A 16203-nucleotide genomic window follows, 5' to 3' on the forward strand; every position below is an offset into this window, starting at 1 on the left:
TTCAGTGTGCCTCCCGAGCTTGCGCGTTCACACGCGCGCCGGCCACGTCGGCGCAAACGCTCGCGACCCTTTCGGTCGCATCCGGTTTTGCCAGTGCGCGCGAGCGCTCGGCCATCTCGGCGAGCGTGTCGCGCGTCTGTGCGCGTAACCAGTCGGCGAGCTTTTGCGCCGACAAATCGCGTTGTTGTATCAATTCAGCCGCGCCGTTCTTCGCGAGAAATGCGCCGTTGGTCGTCTGGTGATCGTCGACGGCGAACGGGAACGGCACGAAGAGCGCTGCCACGCCGACCGCCGCGATCTCCGAAACGGTCATCGCGCCCGAGCGGCAGATGACGAGATCCGCCGATGCATACGCGCTCGCCATGTCCTCGATGAACGGCACGAGCTGCAGGTCGTCGCCGCGCGCGAAACCCGCTGCCGCATAGTTCGCTTCCAGTGCCTCGATATGCTTTGCGCCCGCCTGATGCACGATGCGCGGACGCTCGTCCGGCGAGAGCATGGCGAGCGCCTTCGGCACCGTTTCGTTCAATGCAGCCGCGCCCAGACTGCCGCCCACGACGAGCACGTTCAGGCGTCCGGAACGCGCGGCGTAGCGTTCTTTGGGTGGCAATGCGCTCGTTAGTTCCGCACGGATCGGATTACCGGTCCATTCGGCATTCGGCAGAGCATTGGGGAACGCGACCAGCACGCGCTTCGCGAGATGCGCGAGCATCTTGTTCGCGAGTCCTGCGATCGAATTTTGTTCGTGCAGCACGAGCGGGCAGCCCGCGAGCTTCGTCATGATGCCCGCCGGAAACGTGATGTAGCCGCCCATGCCGAGCACGACGTCCGGCTTCACACGGCGCAGCGCCGCAAGGCTCTGCGAACACGCGCGCAACAGATTGACCGGCAGCATCAGCTTGGTCTTGACGCCCTTGCCGCGCACGCCGCCGAAGCGTACGTATTCCATCGGAATGCCGTGCTTCGGCACGAGCGTCGCTTCCATGCCGCTCGCGTTGCCGAGCCATACCACGCGCCAGCCATGCGCCTGCATCCAGTGCGCGACCGCGAGCCCCGGGAACACGTGGCCCCCGGTGCCTCCCGCCATGACCATCAGCGTGCGGTTGCTCTGCGCGGTCATACCTTTCCTCCGCGCATCAGCACACGATTCTCGTAATCGACGCGCAGCAACACCGCCAGCGCGACGCAATTCAGCAAAATACCGGAGCCGCCGTAGCTGACGAGCGGCAGCGTGAGACCCTTGGTCGGCAGAAGGCCGAGGTTCACGCCCATGTTGATGAAGGTCTGCGCGCCGAACCAGATGCCGACGCCCTTCGCCATCAGACCGGCGAACGTGCGGTCGAGCGCGAGCGCCTGACGGCCGATCTCGAACGCGCGGCGCACGATCCAGTAGAACAGCAGAATCACGCAGATCACGCCGACGAAACCAAGCTCCTCGCCGATCACCGCGAGAATGAAGTCGGTGTGCGCTTCGGGAAGATAGTTGAGCTTCTCGACACTGCCGCCGAGACCGACGCCGAACCACTCGCCGCGCCCGAACGCGATCAGCGAGTGCGTCAATTGATACGCCTTGCCCTGCGCGTAGCGGTCGTCCCACGGATCGAGATACGCGAAGATCCGCTCACGGCGCCACGGCGACGCCCACACGAGCAGCGCGAACGTGCCGACTGCCGTCGCGACGAGACCGCCGAACAGCTTGCCGTTCACGCCGCCGAGGAACAGCACGCCCATCGCGATCGCGGCGATCACCATGAACGCGCCCATGTCCGGTTCGAGCAGCAGCAGCGCGCCCACGGCGCCGACCGCAACCGCCATCGGCAGAAAGCCCTTGCCGAAGCTGTGCATGAATTCCTGCTTGCGCACGGTGTAGTTCGCGGCGTAGATCGTCACCGCGAGCTTCATGATTTCCGACGGCTGCATGTTCGTAATGCCGAGCGGAATCCAGCGGCGCGCCCCGTTCACACCTTTACCGAGGTGCGGAATCAGAACGATGACGAGTAACACCAGCGCGATCAAAAAAAACTTCGGCGCGTATTTTTCCCACGTCTTGATCGGAATCTTGAACGCGATGATCGCGCCGACGAGCGCCGTCGTGATCGAAATCAGATGACGCACGAGGAAGTGATAGTCGCGGTAGCTCGCGTACTTCGGCGAATCGGGCATGGCGATCGACGCCGAATACACCATCACGATGCCGAGTCCGAGCAGCGCGATCATCACCCACAGCAGCGAATAGTCGTAGTCGAGCATGCGCGAGCGCGCGGGACGCACGCCGTTCACCGCGCTCGAAATGCCGCCACGCGTACCCGAATTCGAACGGCCCGCGAGCGAGTCGCTCGGCATCGCGTTGCGCTGGCCGCTGAGTTTCGATCCGAAGCGTTCCGACCAGCTCATAGCATCACTCCCCGCGCGGCGGCAATTTCTTCGACCGCGCTGCGAAATACCTCAGCGCGATGTGCGTAGTTCTTGAACATGTCGAGGCTCGCGCACGCCGGCGAGAGCAGCACGGCATCGCCGGCTTCGGCGATGCACGCGGCGGCGTTCGTCGCGGCTTCGAGCGTCGCGTGATCTTCGAGCGCGACGCCCGTCGATGCGAGCGTTTCGCGGATGCGCGGCGCATCGCGGCCGATCAGCATGACCGCGCGCGCCCAGCGTGCGACGGGTGCTTCCAGCGGCGAGAAGTCCTGACCCTTGCCGTCGCCGCCGGCGATCAGCACGATGCGTTGCGCGAGGCCGTCGAGCGCGGCGACCGTCGCACCGACGTTGGTGCCCTTGCTGTCGTCGACGTAATCGACGCCGTCGATCTGCGCGATCACTTCCACGCGATGCGGCTCGCCGCGATATTCGCGCAAGCCGTGCAGCAAGGCGGCGAGCGGCAGGTCGATCGCGCGCGTCAGCGCGAGCGCGGCGAGCGCGTTCGCCGCGTTGTGAAGACCGCGGATACGCAGCGCATCGACGGGCATCAGCCGCTTTGACACGACGTTCGGCTCGCTGATGTCCTGCTTGCGGCGGCGCGACGGCGCGGGTTCATCGGCTGCATCCTGGTCGACGCCGACGGCCAGCCACGCCATGCCGTTGTCGCGCAGCAGACCGTAATCGCCGACGTGACACGGCTCGTTCAGCCCGAACGTCACGACGCGGTCCTGCGCGATGTTCTTCGCGAGCGCCATCGTGCGGGCGTCGTCGCGGTTCAGCACGCGCGTGGTGCGCGGGCCGAAGATGCGGCCCTTCGCGGCGGCGTACGCGTCGAGGCCGCCGTGCCAGTCGAGATGATCCTGCGTGATGTTGAGCACCGCAGCGGCATCGGGTGCGAAGGTGTGCGCGGTCTCCAGCTGGAAGCTCGACAGTTCGAGCACCCAGACATCGGGCAGCGCGGTTTGATCGATGGCTTCGGTCAGTTTGTCGAGCATGGCCGGGCTGATGTTGCCCGCGACCGCGACCGACTTGCCCGCGCGCTCGCACAACAGGCCGGTGAGCGCGGTCGTCGTGGTCTTGCCGTTCGTGCCGGTGATGGCGATGACCTTCGGCGCGTAGCCATTCACGCCGAGTCCGGCGAGCGCCTGCGCGAAGAGTTCGAGCTCGCCCCATACGGGAATGCCGCGTTCGTTCGCTGCGGCGATCAAGGGCGCGAGGTCCGGCGCGAGCGGCGAAAGACCGGGGCTGATCGCAACGAGTTCGATGCCGCCATCGAGCAAAGCGGGCGTGAACGCGCCGCCGACGAAATCAGCGTCGATCTTGTGGATCGCGAGTTCGGAAAGATTCGGCGGAGTTTCGCGCGTATCGGCGATCTTCAGGCGGCAACCGTGCCTGGCGCACCAGCGCGCCATCGCCAGACCGGATTCACCGAGTCCAAGCACGAGCACCATCGGACTTTGCCGACCGACAAACTTCTCGCCAAACATCGCTTTACCTTTCCCAAAAGCCCGAATAACTGCGAAAACGCAAAAGGATCAACGCAACTTGAGCGTCGACAGACCGAACAGGCACAACATCAACGTGATGATCCAGAAGCGCACCACCACTTGCGTCTCGGTCCAGCCGGACAGCTCGTAGTGGTGATGCAGCGGCGCCATCTTGAAGAAACGGCGGCCTTCGCCGTAGCGTCGCTTCGTGAACTTGAACCAGAAGACCTGCAGCATCACGGAGAGCGTTTCCGCGACGAAGATGCCGCCCATGATGAACAGCACGATCTCCTGACGGACGATCACCGCGATCGTGCCGAGCGCGCCGCCGAGCGCGAGTGCGCCGACATCGCCCATGAAGACCTGCGCGGGGTGCGTGTTGTACCAGAGAAACGCGAGACCCGCGCCTCCCATTGCGGAACAAAAGATCAAAAGTTCGCCCGCGCCGGGAATGTGCGGGAACAGCAGATACTTCGAATAGACCGAGCTGCCCATCACGTACGCGAACGCGCCGAGCGACGCGCCCACGAGCACGACGGGCATGATGACGAGGCCGTCGAGACCATCGGTGAGATTCACCGCGTTGCTCGAACCGACGATCACGAAATACGTCATCGCGATGAAGCCCCACACGCCGAGCGGATAGGTAATTGACTTGAGGAACGGCAGCATCAGGTCGGCGCGCGCGGGCAGGCCCATCGACAGGCCGCTGCGCACCCACGCCATGAAGAGGTCGAAGACGCGCGCGTTGTTCGCTTCGGACACGGAGAACGCGAGATACACCGCCGCGAAAATGCCGATCACCGATTGCCAGAAATACTTCTCGCGCGAGGACATGCCGCGCGGGTCCTTGTGCACGACCTTGCGATAGTCGTCCACCCAGCCGATCACGCCAAAGCCGAAAGTGACGAGCATCACGATCCACACGAAGCGGTTCGTGAGATCGGCCCACAACAGCGTGGATACCGCGATGCCGATGAGAATCAGCACGCCGCCCATGGTCGGCGTGCCGGATTTGACGAGGTGCGTCTGCGGTCCGTCCTTGCGCACGGCCTGGCCGACCTTGAGCGCGCTCAGCTTGCGGATGACCCACGGGCCGCAGACGAGACCGATCAGAAGCGCCGTCGCCGTGGCACCCACGGCGCGGAACGTGATGTAGGTAAACACGCGCATGAAGCTGGCGTCATTCTGTAGCCATTGCGCGAGTGCGAGTAGCATGCTGGTCCTTCTCTTTCAGTGAATCAATGTGCGGCGGGCGCGTTGCCCGCAGCGGGTTGTTGTGGACTCGTCAGGGCGTCCACCACGCGCTCCATCTTCATGAAGCGCGAGCCTTTCGCGAGATACGTGGCCTTGTTGCCGTAGCCTGCGTGTTCGAGTGCTGCGATCAGTTCGGCGACGTCGCCGAAATGCCGTGCGGTCTGCTTCGATGCTCGCGCGTTGAATGCGTTCACCGAATCGGCACTAGAGGCGCCGAGCGCGAAGAGCGCATCGATGCCGCATTCGGCCGCATACGCACCGACTTCGCGATGAAACGCCGGGCCTTCCTCGCCGACTTCGCCCATGTCGCCCATCACGAGCACGCGTGGCGAAGCTTGCGATGCGAGCACGTCGATCGCGGCGCGCATGGAATCGGGATTCGAGTTGTACGTGTCGTCGATGACGGTCGCGCCGTTCAGCGCGCCGAGCACCGCGCGCTTCACCTGCAGGCGGCCCTTCACCGGCTGGAACGCTTCGAGGCCGCGCTTGATCGCGTCGAGCGAAACGCCCGCAGCGAGCGCGGCGGCAGTAGCGGCCATGGCGTTGCGCGCGTTGTGTTCGCCGAGCACGTTCAGCGCGACGTCGAGCGCGCCTTGCGGCGTACGCATATGCACCGTCGTGCCATCGAGCGTGCCGGTAACAGCCGCCTTCGTTGCGTCGTCCGTCAATGCGAAGTCGATGATCGCGTTGTCCGTCGCGGCGGTACGCCAGAAGACGGCGTACTGATCGTCGGCGGGGAACACGGCGGTGCCCGTTTCGCCCAGCGCGTGAATCACCGACGCGTGTTCGAGCGCGACCGCTTCGACCGTCGCCATGAACTCCTGATGCTCGCGCTGCGCGTTGTTGACGACAGCGACATCCGGCGCGGCGATCTTGCCGAGCACTTCCGTTTCGCCCGGATGGTTCATGCCGAGCTCGACCACCGCGAGCTTGTGCGACGCGTTCAGACGGAACAGCGTGAGCGGCAAGCCGATGTCGTTGTTGAAGTTGCCAGCGGTTGCGAGACGCGCGTCTTCTCCGACCGACGCCGCGAAGATCGACGCGATCATCTCCTTCACGGTGGTCTTGCCGTTGCTGCCCGTCACGGCGACGAGCGGCATCGTGAAGCGCTTGCGCCAGCCGTGCGCCAGCGCACCGAGCGCGGCGCGCGTGTCCTTTACCTTGATGACAGGAAGTGGCCAGGCATCGGCGTTGCTCGGGTCGCGTGACACGAGCGCCGCGGACGCGCCGCTCTTCGCCACCTGATCAAGGAAATCATGTGCATCGAAGCGATCGCCCTTCACCGCGACGAACAGGTCACCTGCCTGAACGCCACGGCTGTCCGTGACGATGCGCCCGATGGCCACGTTGTGATCGCCCTTGATCGTGGCGCCGGGAATCATCGCGGCGGCTTCGCGCAACGTGAACATCGTCATTCGCCGCCTCCGCGCTGTTGTGTGGCACGTGCGGCCAGCGCGAGGCGCGCGTGATCCTGATCCGAGAACGCGCGCTTCTTGCCCATGATTTCCTGCGTGGCTTCGTGTCCCTTGCCCGCGAGCACGACGACATCCTCGCGCGCGGCCGAGCGGATCGCCTGCAGGATTGCGCTCGCGCGGTCCTCGATGCGGCGCGCTTTCGCTGCGTCGTTCATGCCGGCGGCGATCTGGTCGATGATGGCTTGCGGGTCTTCGCTGCGCGGATTGTCGCTCGTGATGACGACCTGATCCGCGAGACGTTCGGCGATTTCGCCCATCAGCGGACGCTTGGTCGCGTCGCGGTCGCCGCCGCAGCCGAACATGCAGACGAGCTCGCCGCCGCGCGCCGCCGCGATCGGGCGCAGCGCGGCGAGGGTTTTATCGAGCGCGTCGGGCGTGTGCGCGTAGTCGATCACGACGAGCGGCTCGTCGCTCTGAACACGTCCGCCGAGACGCTCCATGCGGCCGTTTACCGATTCGAGCTTTTCGATGCGCGTGATCGCGGCATCGAACGGCACGCCGACTTCGAGCAGCACGCCGAGCACCGAAAGCAGGTTGCTCACGTTGAACGTACCGAGCGTGCCGACTTCGACATCGGCTTCGCCCCAGTCGGACGACAGATGAAACGCGGTGCCGGTTGCCGTCGCGCGGACCTGCGTCGCGAGCAGCATCGCGTCGGCGCGCGGCGCGGCGCTGGCAGGCATTTCGACGCCGTACGCAATCGTGCGTACCTTGCCGCGCAGCGATTCGATCAGGCGCTGGCCGGCCGCATCGTCGCGATTGACGATCGCCGTCTTGAGCGACGGCCACGCGAACAGACGCACCTTCGCCGCTTCGTACGCGTCCAAGGTGCCGTGGTAGTCGAGATGATCCTGCGTGAGATTCGTGAAGATCGCGATGTCGAAATCGACGCCGTTCACGCGCCCCTGATGCAGCGCGTGCGACGACACTTCCATCGCAACGCCTTCCGCGCCCTGCGTCTTCAGTTGCGCGAGATTGCGTTGAAGCTGCGGCGCGTCGGGCGTGGTGAAGCCGCTATGCACGAGCTTGCCCGGCATGCCGATACCGAGCGTGCCGACGATCGCGCAAGGGCGGCCGAGCGCCGTCAGCGCCGTGGCGATCCACTGGCTGCACGAGGTCTTGCCGTTCGTGCCCGTCACGCCGACGGTCAGCATCGACGCGGTCGGCTCGCCGTACCACGCGGACGCGATCGGACCGGCGAGTCCGTTGAGCGCCTTCACGGCGAGCGCCTTCGATGCGTCCGGCTTGCCCGCGAAGTTTTCCGGCTGATACAACGCTGCGGCCGCGCCGGCGGCCAGCGCGGCGTCGAGATACGGACGGTTATCCGCACCATCGACCGCATAGGCGAGGAACGCATCGCCGCTTTTGAGCGAGCGCGTGTCGGCGTGCAAGTGCGCCTCGGGCTGCACGCGCGCGCGCAGCCATTGAACGGCATGTGATACGTCCTTCTGCATCTTGGTCTGTCGGGCTTGCGCGCTCATCGCACGACTCCCGGGTGCGTCTTCATATTGCTCGACACCGCGACTTTCTTCGCGGCGTTCGCGTTGTTCAGGTTCGCCGGCTGCTGCGCGGCCGGTTGTGCTGCGGAATTCGAATCGTCCGTGACGACCATCTGCTTGACCGGCATGTCGGGCGGCACGTTGAGCGCGCGCAGCGTATCGCCGACGATGCCCGAGAACACCGGCCCCGACACCTGGCCGCCGAAGTGGCTGCCGACCGTCGGTTCGTCGACCGAAACCGCCACGACGATGCGCGGATTCGGCATCGGCGCCATGCCGACGAACGATGCGCGGTACTTCGACTTGTCGTAGCCGTGGCCGCCGTGCTTGTAAGCCGTACCCGACTTGCCGCCGACGCGATAGCCCGGCACCGCCGCATCCGGCGACGTGCCGCCCTTCGCCGTCACGGTTTCGAGCATCGCCCGCACTTGACGCGCGGTGGTCGGCGAAAAAATCTGCTGGCCGACGACCGGCTGATCGCCCGGCGTCCGGAAAATCGACACCGGCAGGACCTCGCCGTCGTGCGCGATCGCCGTGTACGCGCGCGCGAGCTGAAACAGCGAGGCGGACAGGCCGTAGCCGTAGGACATCGTCGCCTGCTCGATGCGCCGCCAGCTTTTCCACGGCCGCAGACGCCCGGTCACCGCGCCCGGAAAACCGACTTTCGGCGCCTGACCGAGCCCGAGACCCGTGTACATGTTCCACATTTCTTCAGGACGCAATTGCATCGCAATTTTGGTCGCGCCGATATTGCTCGACTTCTGAATCACGCCGCCGACAGTGAGCGTGCCGAAACCGGAATCGTCCGTGATGCGCGCGCCGTCGAGCACGAACACGCCGCCGCCCGTTTCCACGAGCGTGTTCGGCGTCACGCGATGCAGATCGAGCGCGAGCGAAACGGTGAACGGCTTCATGATCGAGCCCGGCTCGAACGTGTCCGTGAGAATGCGGTTGCGCAACTGCTCGCCGGTCATGCGCGAGCGGTCGTTCGGGTTGTACGTGGGATAGTTGACGAGCGCGAGCACTTCGCCCGTCTTCGTGTCGATCACGATCGCCGCGCCTGCCTTTGCCTTCGACTTCTCGACGGCGGCTTTCAGGTTCGTGTACGCGATGTACTGAATCTTGCTGTCGATCGAGAGTTCGACATCCGCGCCGTTGTGCGGCACGACCTGTTCGTCGACGTCCTCGACGATATGGCCCATGCGGTCCTTGATGACGCGCCGCATGCCCGGCGTGCCGGCGAGAACGTGCTGGTCGCCGAGTTCGACGCCTTCCTGTCCCTTGTCTTCAATATTAGTAAAGCCGATCAGATGCGCGGTGATTTCGCCTTCCGGATAGAAGCGCTTGTATTCGCCGCGCGAATAAATGCCGGGGATATCCAGCGCGGCGACTTTCTGCGCGACTTCGAGCGGCACCTGGCGCTTCACGTAGACGAAGGTCTTGTCCATCGACAGCTTCGCGCGCAGCTCCTTTTCCGGCATTTCGAGCAACTTCGACAGTTGCGCGAACTTTTCCGCGCCGAGATCGTTCGGCACGGCTTCGGGGATCGCCCAGACGGCCTTTACCGGCAGGCTCGTCGCGAGCACGAGGCCGTTGCGGTCGCGGATCTGCCCGCGCGTCGCCGGCAGTTCGAGCGTGCGCTGATAGCGGCTCTCGCCCTGCTTCTTGAAAAACGCGTTGCCCGGACCCTGAATCCAGAACGCACGGGCGGCAAGCGCGACGAACGCCATGAACAGCAGGAACACGACGAACTTCGAGCGCCACATCGGCAGGCGAACGGCGAGGAGCGGGTTCGGTACGTGAGCGATGTCTTTCTGCTTCGCGGACTTTTTCATCGCTTGGCTCCGCGTGCAGGCGGCGCCGACGCCGGCAGCGGCGGCGGCATGGGTGCGTCGGCGGCCTTGTTGGTCGCCGAGTCGTAGGTGAGGTATTGCGTGCGGCCGGTCGTCACGGGCTGCATCTTCAGTGAGTTGGTGGCCAACTGCTCAATGCGCGATGTCTTCGACAGCGCGCTCTGCTGGTATTGCAACTGCGCGTAATCCTGCTGAAGCTGGCGCTCCTGCGATTGCGCCCGCTGCAGGTCGATGAAAATCTCCCGCTGCTGATTGGTGGAGCTGACGACCGACAGCGCGCAGCCCAGCACGATGATCAGCAGGAAGATATTGAGACGGTTCATGGCACGATCCGCTCAGCGATACGCATCACCGCGGAACGAGCGCGCGGGTTATCGACGACTTCAGCTTCGCTCGGAAACACGCGGCCGACCACCCGCATCGGCGGGCTGGGAAGATCGACCGCGCGGATCGGCAAGCGACGATCCACCGCCGGCGCGCTCGCGTGCGCCTGCATGAACCGCTTGACGATCCGGTCTTCGAGTGAATGAAAGCTGATCACGACCAGCCGCCCCCCTTGCTCCAACAATGCCAGTGCCGATTCGAGTACTACCTGCAGCTCCGCAAGCTCTTGATTGACGTGAATCCGTATAGCCTGAAAGGTGCGAGTTGCCGGGTCCTTGCCCTTTTCACGGGTTTTGACGACGTGACCCACGATTTCGGCAAGCTCGCCCGTGCTGTCGAGAGGCCCAAGACGGTCGGACTCTGCCCGGCGAGCAACAAGCGCCTTTGCAATCTGAAAAGCAAACCGTTCTTCCCCATAATCTCTGATGACCTCCGTAATTTCCTGCACCGTGGCTCGCGCGAGCCACTCGGCTGCCGACTCGCCGCGAGTCGGGTCCATCCTCATGTCGAGCGGACCTTGCGCGCGGAAGCTGAAGCCGCGCTCCGGGTCGTCCACCTGCGGCGACGACACGCCAAGGTCGAGCAATACGCCCGACACCCGCCCTACCCCACGCTCGGCCGCCGCATCGCGCAACACCGCGAAACTGTCGTGCACGATCGAAAAGCGCGCGTCCTGAATCTGTTGCGCCGTGGCGATCGCGAGAGGATCCTTGTCGAAGGCGATGAGCTGCCCCGCTTCTCCCAACCGCTGCAAGATCACCCGGCTATGACCGCCGCGCCCGAACGTGCCATCTATATAGATGCCGTCCGTGCGGGTGATCAGTCCGTCCACCGCTTCCTTCAGCAGCACCGTGCGATGCTGCAGCTCATTTCCCGACGACTTCGCCATGGTCTTCAGCGCCGCATCAGAAAGTGAAGTTCTTCAGCGCGTCGGGCATGCCCTGCGCCATCGCCGCGGCTTCGTTCGCCGCGTAAGTCTGCGAATCCCACAACTCGAAGTGCGCGCCCATGCCGAGCAGCGTCACGTCTTTTTCCAGCGACGCGGCCGAGCGCAATTCGGGCGAGACCAGCACGCGCCCGTTGCCGTCGAGTTCGACATCCATTGCATTACCGAGAAAGATGCGCCGCCACCACATGGCTTCCATCGGAAGCGCGGCGACCTTCGCGCGAAAGACTTCCCACTCCGGACGAGGAAAGAGCAACAGGCATCCATCCGGGCTCTTTGTGAGCGTCACCCGACCTTCTGCCTGCCCTTGCAGCGCATCCCGATAGCGCGACGGAATGGACATCCGTCCTTTCGCATCGAGCGTCAGCGCCGACGCCCCCTGGAACACTCGCCCTCTCCCCGTTTCAGACGCCCACCGTGACGTCCGTCCCACTCAGATTTGCTCGAAAATGGGCTCTGAATCACACAAAAGACCACTTTCTCACACTGTCTCCCACTTTAGAGGAAGGTATTTCCTCGGTCAAGACGCGTACCTTCTTTTCGAGTGATTTTTATTTGCTAGAACAAGGACTTAGCGTAGGAGCTTGAAGTGACGCGAAAAGAGAAAACCGTTATGAATTAGAGAGCTAGTGGCGGATGTGAAGGTAGTACGTGAAATCAACTGCCGAAATGAGAGAAATGTAACGGTCTTTAAGGCCGATTTGTGGGCCACAGGTGGAAAGCGGCCGCGGGGGTCTCGGCCGACCGGCGTGCGGATCGGCCGGGACGTTCATCGCACTATATGTAATACGCCGTGCGGGTCATGACTTTCGATGCAGCGCGCATCAGCGCGCGGACCGGGAAAGGCACTTCGCTGCCGCCCGCGCCGATTGCGGCAGCGGCATGCGCGCTTTCGTCGAGACGCATCTGCTCGACGATCGCGCGTGATGCGTGATCGTTCGCGGGCAAGATCTTCATGTGACCGTCGAGGTGATGCTCGACCTGGCGCTCGGTTTCGGCCATGAAGCCGAGGCTCGCGCGATCGCCGAAGCGCCCCGCCACAAAACCGATCGCGAGCGCGCCCGCGTACCAGAGCGGATTCAGCAAGCTCGGCCGCGATTCCAGATCCTGCAGCCGTTTCGACGTCCACGCGAGATGGTCTTCTTCTTCGCGAGCCGCCTGCTCGAAGTTCGCCTTGAGCTCGGGCGATTGCGTCGCGAGCTTCTGCGCCTGATAAAGCGCCTGTGCGCAAACCTCGCCGACGTGGTTCACGCGCATCAGGCCCGCCGAATGGGCGCGCTCTTTCTCGGTCAGTTGCGATTCTTCGGAGAGGATATCTTCTTGCGCGTTGGCCGACTCTGGAATGGGGCGCGACATGCGGCTCACGCCGGTCATGGACCGCAATCCTCGATCGAACTCGCTGATGACTTCATCGAGCGTCATGTTGTCACCCCTCATCTTGGTCGCCAAAACCGTACGGGCGTTTGGCGGAAAACGCGGATTTTAGCGCACATCGCCGAGCGGCGACGGCTGCGTCAGCTCACCCTATCACCCCTTCGGGAACCTGACCGAAGGGACGGAAAATGCCCCTTCGACAGCGGTCATTTTAGTAACTAGGGCAAACACGGGTCGCAAAAATCCTGCAAAACCAACATTTTAGCGCCTGTTGCGTAAATGTCACACGGCGCGGGCGGACCGCCCCCTTTTCCTTTGTCCATCAAAGGCTCTTTGTTACATTACGTGGCACCTTCGCTAAGAAGCCCGGCAGGGACCGTCAACACACTGGCGCTAGAACAGTGACCTTGCCAAACAGTCGCAAACACTCCCTGGAGATCTATTCAATGAAAAAGTCGCTTCTCGCTCTTGCCGCATTGGGCACTTTCGCAGGCGCCGCACATGCGCAGAGCAGCGTGACGCTGTACGGCATCATCGATGCAGGCTTCGCGTACAACAACAACAGTAACGGCCAGAAGCTGTATGCAATGAACAGCGGCAACCTGCAGGGCAGCCGTTGGGGCCTGCGCGGCACGGAAGACCTGGGTGGCGGTCTGAAGGCCATCTTCGTGTTGGAAAACGGCTTCAACGTGTTCAACGGCCGTCTGGGCCAAGGCGGCGCTGAGTTTGGCCGTCAGGCATATGTCGGTCTGTCGACGGCGCAATTCGGCACGGTCACCCTGGGTCGCCAGTACGACTCCGTGGTTGACTACACCGGCGCATTCGAAGTCGGTAGCCAGTGGGCATCGTACTTCGGCGCGCACCCGGGCGACCTCGACAACATGAACAACTCGAATCGCGTGAACAACGCGGTCAAGTTCACGAGCGCCAACTACGCGGGCTTCACCTTCGGCGGCCTGTATAGCCTCGGCGGCAACGCTGGCCAGTTCAACCGCAACCAGATCTGGTCGGTTGGTCTCGGCTACTCGCAAGGTCCCCTGCAATTGGGCGCGGGCTACTTGAACGTCAAGGATCCGAACTACTCGTTCTTCGGCAACACGCCGTCGTCGAGCACGACGGGTTCGAACATGGCCGGCAGCCGCGTGTACTCGGGCTACGCTTCGGCGAAGACGCAACAAGTGATCTCGGCTGGCGGTGCATACACGTTCGGCGCGGCAACGGTCGGCGCAACGTATAGCAACACGCAGTTCAAGGATCTGGGTTCGGAGCCGGGCACCGGCCTGACCCCGACGGGCGGCTTCACGGGCGGCACGGGCAAGTTCCACAATGCCGAAATCAACTTCAAGTATCAGCTGACCCCGGCGCTGCTGCTGGGCGTGGCGTACGACTACACGAAGGGTTACGGTCTGGGCGACGCCAAGTACCATCAAGCGATGCTCGGCGCGGACTACTTCCTGTCGAAGCGCACGGACGTGTACATCGACGGCGTGTACCAGCATGCGACCGGCACGGACTCGACGAACCGTTCGGCTGTTGCGAACATCAACGGCCTGTCGCCGTCGTCGACGTCGAACCAGGTTGCTGCTGTTGTCGGCATCCGTCACAAGTTCTAATAAGGTCGTAACGAAGCGGTATTCTCTGAAAGGCGCCTTCGGGCGCCTTTTTTTCGTTCTGGCCGGGGAAATCGCGTCGCGCGGGACCAACAAAAAAGCCTTCGCGTCTCGCGACACGAAGGCTTTTTACGACGCGGGTGAAGCGCAGGCTACGCGCGCCCGTCGCGCAATTCGCGCCGCAGAATCTTTCCGACATTGCTCTTCGGCAGATCGTTGCGAAACTCGATCGTGCGCGGACGCTTATAGCCGGTGAGCCGTTCCTTGCAGTACGCCATGACGTCGGCTTCGGTCAGGCTCAGATCCTTGCGCACGATGAAGAGCTTCACGGCTTCGCCCGACGTCTGATCCTTCACGCCGACCGCCGCGACTTCGAAGACGCCCGGCAACATCGCGACGACATCCTCGATCTCGTTCGGATACACGTTGAAGCCCGACACGAGAATCATGTCCTTCTTTCGATCGACGATCTTCACGTAACCGCGATCATCCAGCACGCCGACGTCGCCCGAGCGGAAAAAGCCGTCGGCGGTCATCACTTTCGCCGTTTCATCCGGGCGGTTCCAGTAGCCTGCCATCACCTGCGGACCGCGAATGCAGATTTCGCCGGGCTGGCCGAGCGGCACTTCGTTGTTGTCGTCATCGCGGATGGAGACTTCGGTCGACGGCAGCGGCAAGCCGATCGTGCCGGTGTATTCGGTCGCAGTCACCGGGTTGCAGGTGACGCACGGTGAGGTTTCGGACAGACCGTAGCCTTCGATGATCGGCACGCCGGTCGCCGCGAACCAGCGTTTCGCCACGGCTTCCTGGACCGCCATTCCGCCGCCGTTCGCTGCAATGAGCTTGGAGAAGTCGAGCTTGTTGAAATCGGGATGATTCAATAGCGCGTTATAGAGCGTGTTGACCGCCGGGAACGTGTTGATGGGCACGCCCTTCAGTTCCTTGATCGTCCCGGCGATATCGCGGGGATTCGGAATCAGCACGCCCAGGCCGCCGGTCCGGATCGTCAGCATCCCGCACACCGTCAGCGCGAAGATGTGATACAGCGGCAGCGCGACCACGCAAACGAACTGGTCGATATCCGGGCGGCGCTTGCGAGCCGGATCGAGCCAGACTTCGGACTGCAACGTGTTCGCGATCAGATTGCGATGCGTGAGCGTCGCGCCCTTGGCGATGCCCGTCGTGCCGCCGGTGTACTGCAGGAACGCGACATCGTCGGGGCTTTGGGTGACGGGCTGGAGCGTGCCGCGCGCGCCTTCATCGAGCGCGTCGTTGAAGCGGATCCTGCCGGGCAGGTTCCACTCCGGCACCATCTTCTTCACGCGCCGGACCACGAAATTGACCAACAGGCCCTTCAGGCCCATCAGATCGCCCATCGACGCGACGACCACATGCTTGATGGCCGTATTCTTGACGACAGCCTGCAGCGTGCCCGCGAAGTTTTCCAGGATGACGATCGCTTCCGCCGCGCAGTCCTTGAGCTGGTGCTCGAGCTCGCGCGGCGTATAAAGCGGATTGACGTTGACGACGATGTAACCGGCGCGCAGCACGGCCGCGATCGCAACCGGATACTGCAGAACGTTGGGCATCATCAGCGCGACGCGCGCGCCGGGCTGCATGCCCCGCTTCTGGAACCACGCGGCCAGCTTTCTCGACATCGCGTCGAGTTCGGCATAGGTGATCGATTGGCCCATGCAGACGAACGCGCGGCGGTCGCGGTTCGCGCGGAAACTGTCCACGAGCAGCTCGGAAACGGACCGATACGCGGATGCGTCGATTTCCGCAGGCACGCCGGCCGGGTAAGACTTCAGCCAGGGTTTTTCCATACGGCGTCTCCTTTATATGATTTTAGAATGGTCGTGCGGAAACGAGATCCTAGCTTTTCGGCAGGTCTCCGACAACT

At 63.5% G+C, this 16203-nt stretch carries 13 protein-coding genes; 1 reads left to right on the plus strand and 12 read right to left on the minus strand.

Going from position 1 to position 16203, the window contains the following annotated elements; translation table 11 throughout:
* Position 1: 1 nt before the first annotated feature.
* The 11 genes from murG to coq7 form a co-directional block, all read right to left on the minus strand.
* Entirely contained in the window at positions 2-1120 is a 1119-nt protein-coding gene (gene murG, locus NK8_RS12100; protein ID WP_213226486.1) for an undecaprenyldiphospho-muramoylpentapeptide beta-N-acetylglucosaminyltransferase, read from the minus strand.
* Complete coding sequence (ftsW, locus tag NK8_RS12105; RefSeq protein WP_162066368.1) at positions 1117-2394, minus strand: putative lipid II flippase FtsW; 1278 nt, start codon at positions 2392-2394, stop codon at positions 1117-1119. Before ftsW ends, murG begins: the two co-directional genes overlap by 4 nt.
* Entirely contained in the window at positions 2391-3902 is a 1512-nt protein-coding gene (gene murD, locus NK8_RS12110) for a UDP-N-acetylmuramoyl-L-alanine--D-glutamate ligase (protein WP_213226487.1), read from the minus strand. The genes ftsW and murD overlap by 4 nt, the downstream gene beginning before the upstream one ends.
* 48 nt (positions 3903-3950) lie before the next feature.
* Positions 3951-5120 (minus strand): phospho-N-acetylmuramoyl-pentapeptide-transferase, encoded by a 1170-nt coding sequence (gene mraY / locus NK8_RS12115; RefSeq protein ID WP_061177709.1) that lies wholly within the window; start codon positions 5118-5120, stop codon positions 3951-3953.
* 23 nt (positions 5121-5143) lie between these two features.
* Positions 5144-6574 (minus strand): UDP-N-acetylmuramoyl-tripeptide--D-alanyl-D-alanine ligase, encoded by a 1431-nt coding sequence (gene murF / locus NK8_RS12120; RefSeq protein ID WP_213226488.1) that lies wholly within the window; start codon positions 6572-6574, stop codon positions 5144-5146.
* A complete protein-coding gene (locus NK8_RS12125; RefSeq protein WP_213226489.1) occupies positions 6571-8115 on the minus strand; it encodes a UDP-N-acetylmuramoyl-L-alanyl-D-glutamate--2,6-diaminopimelate ligase in 1545 nt (514 codons plus the stop codon). The genes murF and NK8_RS12125 overlap by 4 nt, the downstream gene beginning before the upstream one ends.
* Positions 8112-9968 carry a penicillin-binding protein 2 gene (locus NK8_RS12130; RefSeq protein WP_213226490.1) on the minus strand — a complete coding sequence of 619 codons (1857 nt, stop codon included), beginning with the start codon at positions 9966-9968 and terminating at the stop codon, positions 8112-8114. Before NK8_RS12130 ends, NK8_RS12125 begins: the two co-directional genes overlap by 4 nt.
* Positions 9965-10309: a cell division protein FtsL gene (gene ftsL, locus NK8_RS12135; RefSeq protein WP_213226491.1), complete on the minus strand. Its 345-nt coding sequence runs from the start codon at positions 10307-10309 to the stop codon at positions 9965-9967. The genes NK8_RS12130 and ftsL overlap by 4 nt, the downstream gene beginning before the upstream one ends.
* Positions 10306-11259, minus strand: coding sequence for a 16S rRNA (cytosine(1402)-N(4))-methyltransferase RsmH (gene rsmH, locus NK8_RS12140; RefSeq protein WP_213226492.1), 954 nt, complete (start codon positions 11257-11259; stop codon positions 10306-10308). The genes ftsL and rsmH overlap by 4 nt, the downstream gene beginning before the upstream one ends.
* 16 nt (positions 11260-11275) lie before the next feature.
* Entirely contained in the window at positions 11276-11704 is a 429-nt protein-coding gene (mraZ, locus tag NK8_RS12145) for a division/cell wall cluster transcriptional repressor MraZ (protein ID WP_061177703.1), read from the minus strand.
* Positions 11705-12093: 389 nt separating this feature from the next.
* The gene (gene coq7, locus NK8_RS12150; protein ID WP_213228640.1) at positions 12094-12738 is read right to left on the minus strand and encodes a 2-polyprenyl-3-methyl-6-methoxy-1,4-benzoquinone monooxygenase; all 645 of its coding nucleotides are present in this window, start codon (positions 12736-12738) and stop codon (positions 12094-12096) included.
* Between the two features lie 398 nt (positions 12739-13136).
* Between coq7 and NK8_RS12155 the strand changes: the two genes are divergently transcribed.
* On the plus strand, positions 13137-14303 hold the full coding sequence (locus NK8_RS12155; protein ID WP_213226493.1) for a porin: 1167 nt from the start codon (positions 13137-13139) through the stop codon (positions 14301-14303).
* 149 nt (positions 14304-14452) lie between these two features.
* Here the strand turns inward: NK8_RS12155 and NK8_RS12160 are convergent, their stop codons facing one another.
* Complete coding sequence (locus NK8_RS12160; RefSeq protein WP_213226494.1) at positions 14453-16126, minus strand: long-chain fatty acid--CoA ligase; 1674 nt, start codon at positions 16124-16126, stop codon at positions 14453-14455.
* Positions 16127-16203 lie beyond the last annotated feature (77 nt).

This window comes from Caballeronia sp. NK8 (genome assembly GCF_018408855.1).
Classification (GTDB): Bacteria; Pseudomonadota; Gammaproteobacteria; order Burkholderiales; family Burkholderiaceae; genus Caballeronia.

Bases quoted from the DNA above. Each gene is read 5' to 3' on its own strand.
- NK8_RS12160 (WP_213226494.1), bottom strand. From the start codon at position 16,126: ATGGAAAAACCCTGGCTGAAGTCTTACCCGGCCGGCGTGCCTGCGGAA.
- ftsW (WP_162066368.1), bottom strand. From the start codon at position 2,394: ATGAGCTGGTCGGAACGCTTCGGATCGAAACTCAGCGGCCAGCGCAAC.
- NK8_RS12155 (WP_213226493.1), top strand. From the start codon at position 13,137: ATGAAAAAGTCGCTTCTCGCTCTTGCCGCATTGGGCACTTTCGCAGGC.
- murG (WP_213226486.1), bottom strand. From the start codon at position 1,120: ATGACCGCGCAGAGCAACCGCACGCTGATGGTCATGGCGGGAGGCACC.
- mraY (WP_061177709.1), bottom strand. From the start codon at position 5,120: ATGCTACTCGCACTCGCGCAATGGCTACAGAATGACGCCAGCTTCATG.
- rsmH (WP_213226492.1), bottom strand. From the start codon at position 11,259: ATGGCGAAGTCGTCGGGAAATGAGCTGCAGCATCGCACGGTGCTGCTG.
- NK8_RS12130 (WP_213226490.1), bottom strand. From the start codon at position 9,968: ATGAAAAAGTCCGCGAAGCAGAAAGACATCGCTCACGTACCGAACCCG.
- murD (WP_213226487.1), bottom strand. From the start codon at position 3,902: ATGTTTGGCGAGAAGTTTGTCGGTCGGCAAAGTCCGATGGTGCTCGTG.
- coq7 (WP_213228640.1), bottom strand. From the start codon at position 12,738: ATGACGCTCGATGAAGTCATCAGCGAGTTCGATCGAGGATTGCGGTCC.
- NK8_RS12125 (WP_213226489.1), bottom strand. From the start codon at position 8,115: ATGAGCGCGCAAGCCCGACAGACCAAGATGCAGAAGGACGTATCACAT.
- murF (WP_213226488.1), bottom strand. From the start codon at position 6,574: ATGACGATGTTCACGTTGCGCGAAGCCGCCGCGATGATTCCCGGCGCC.
- ftsL (WP_213226491.1), bottom strand. From the start codon at position 10,309: ATGAACCGTCTCAATATCTTCCTGCTGATCATCGTGCTGGGCTGCGCG.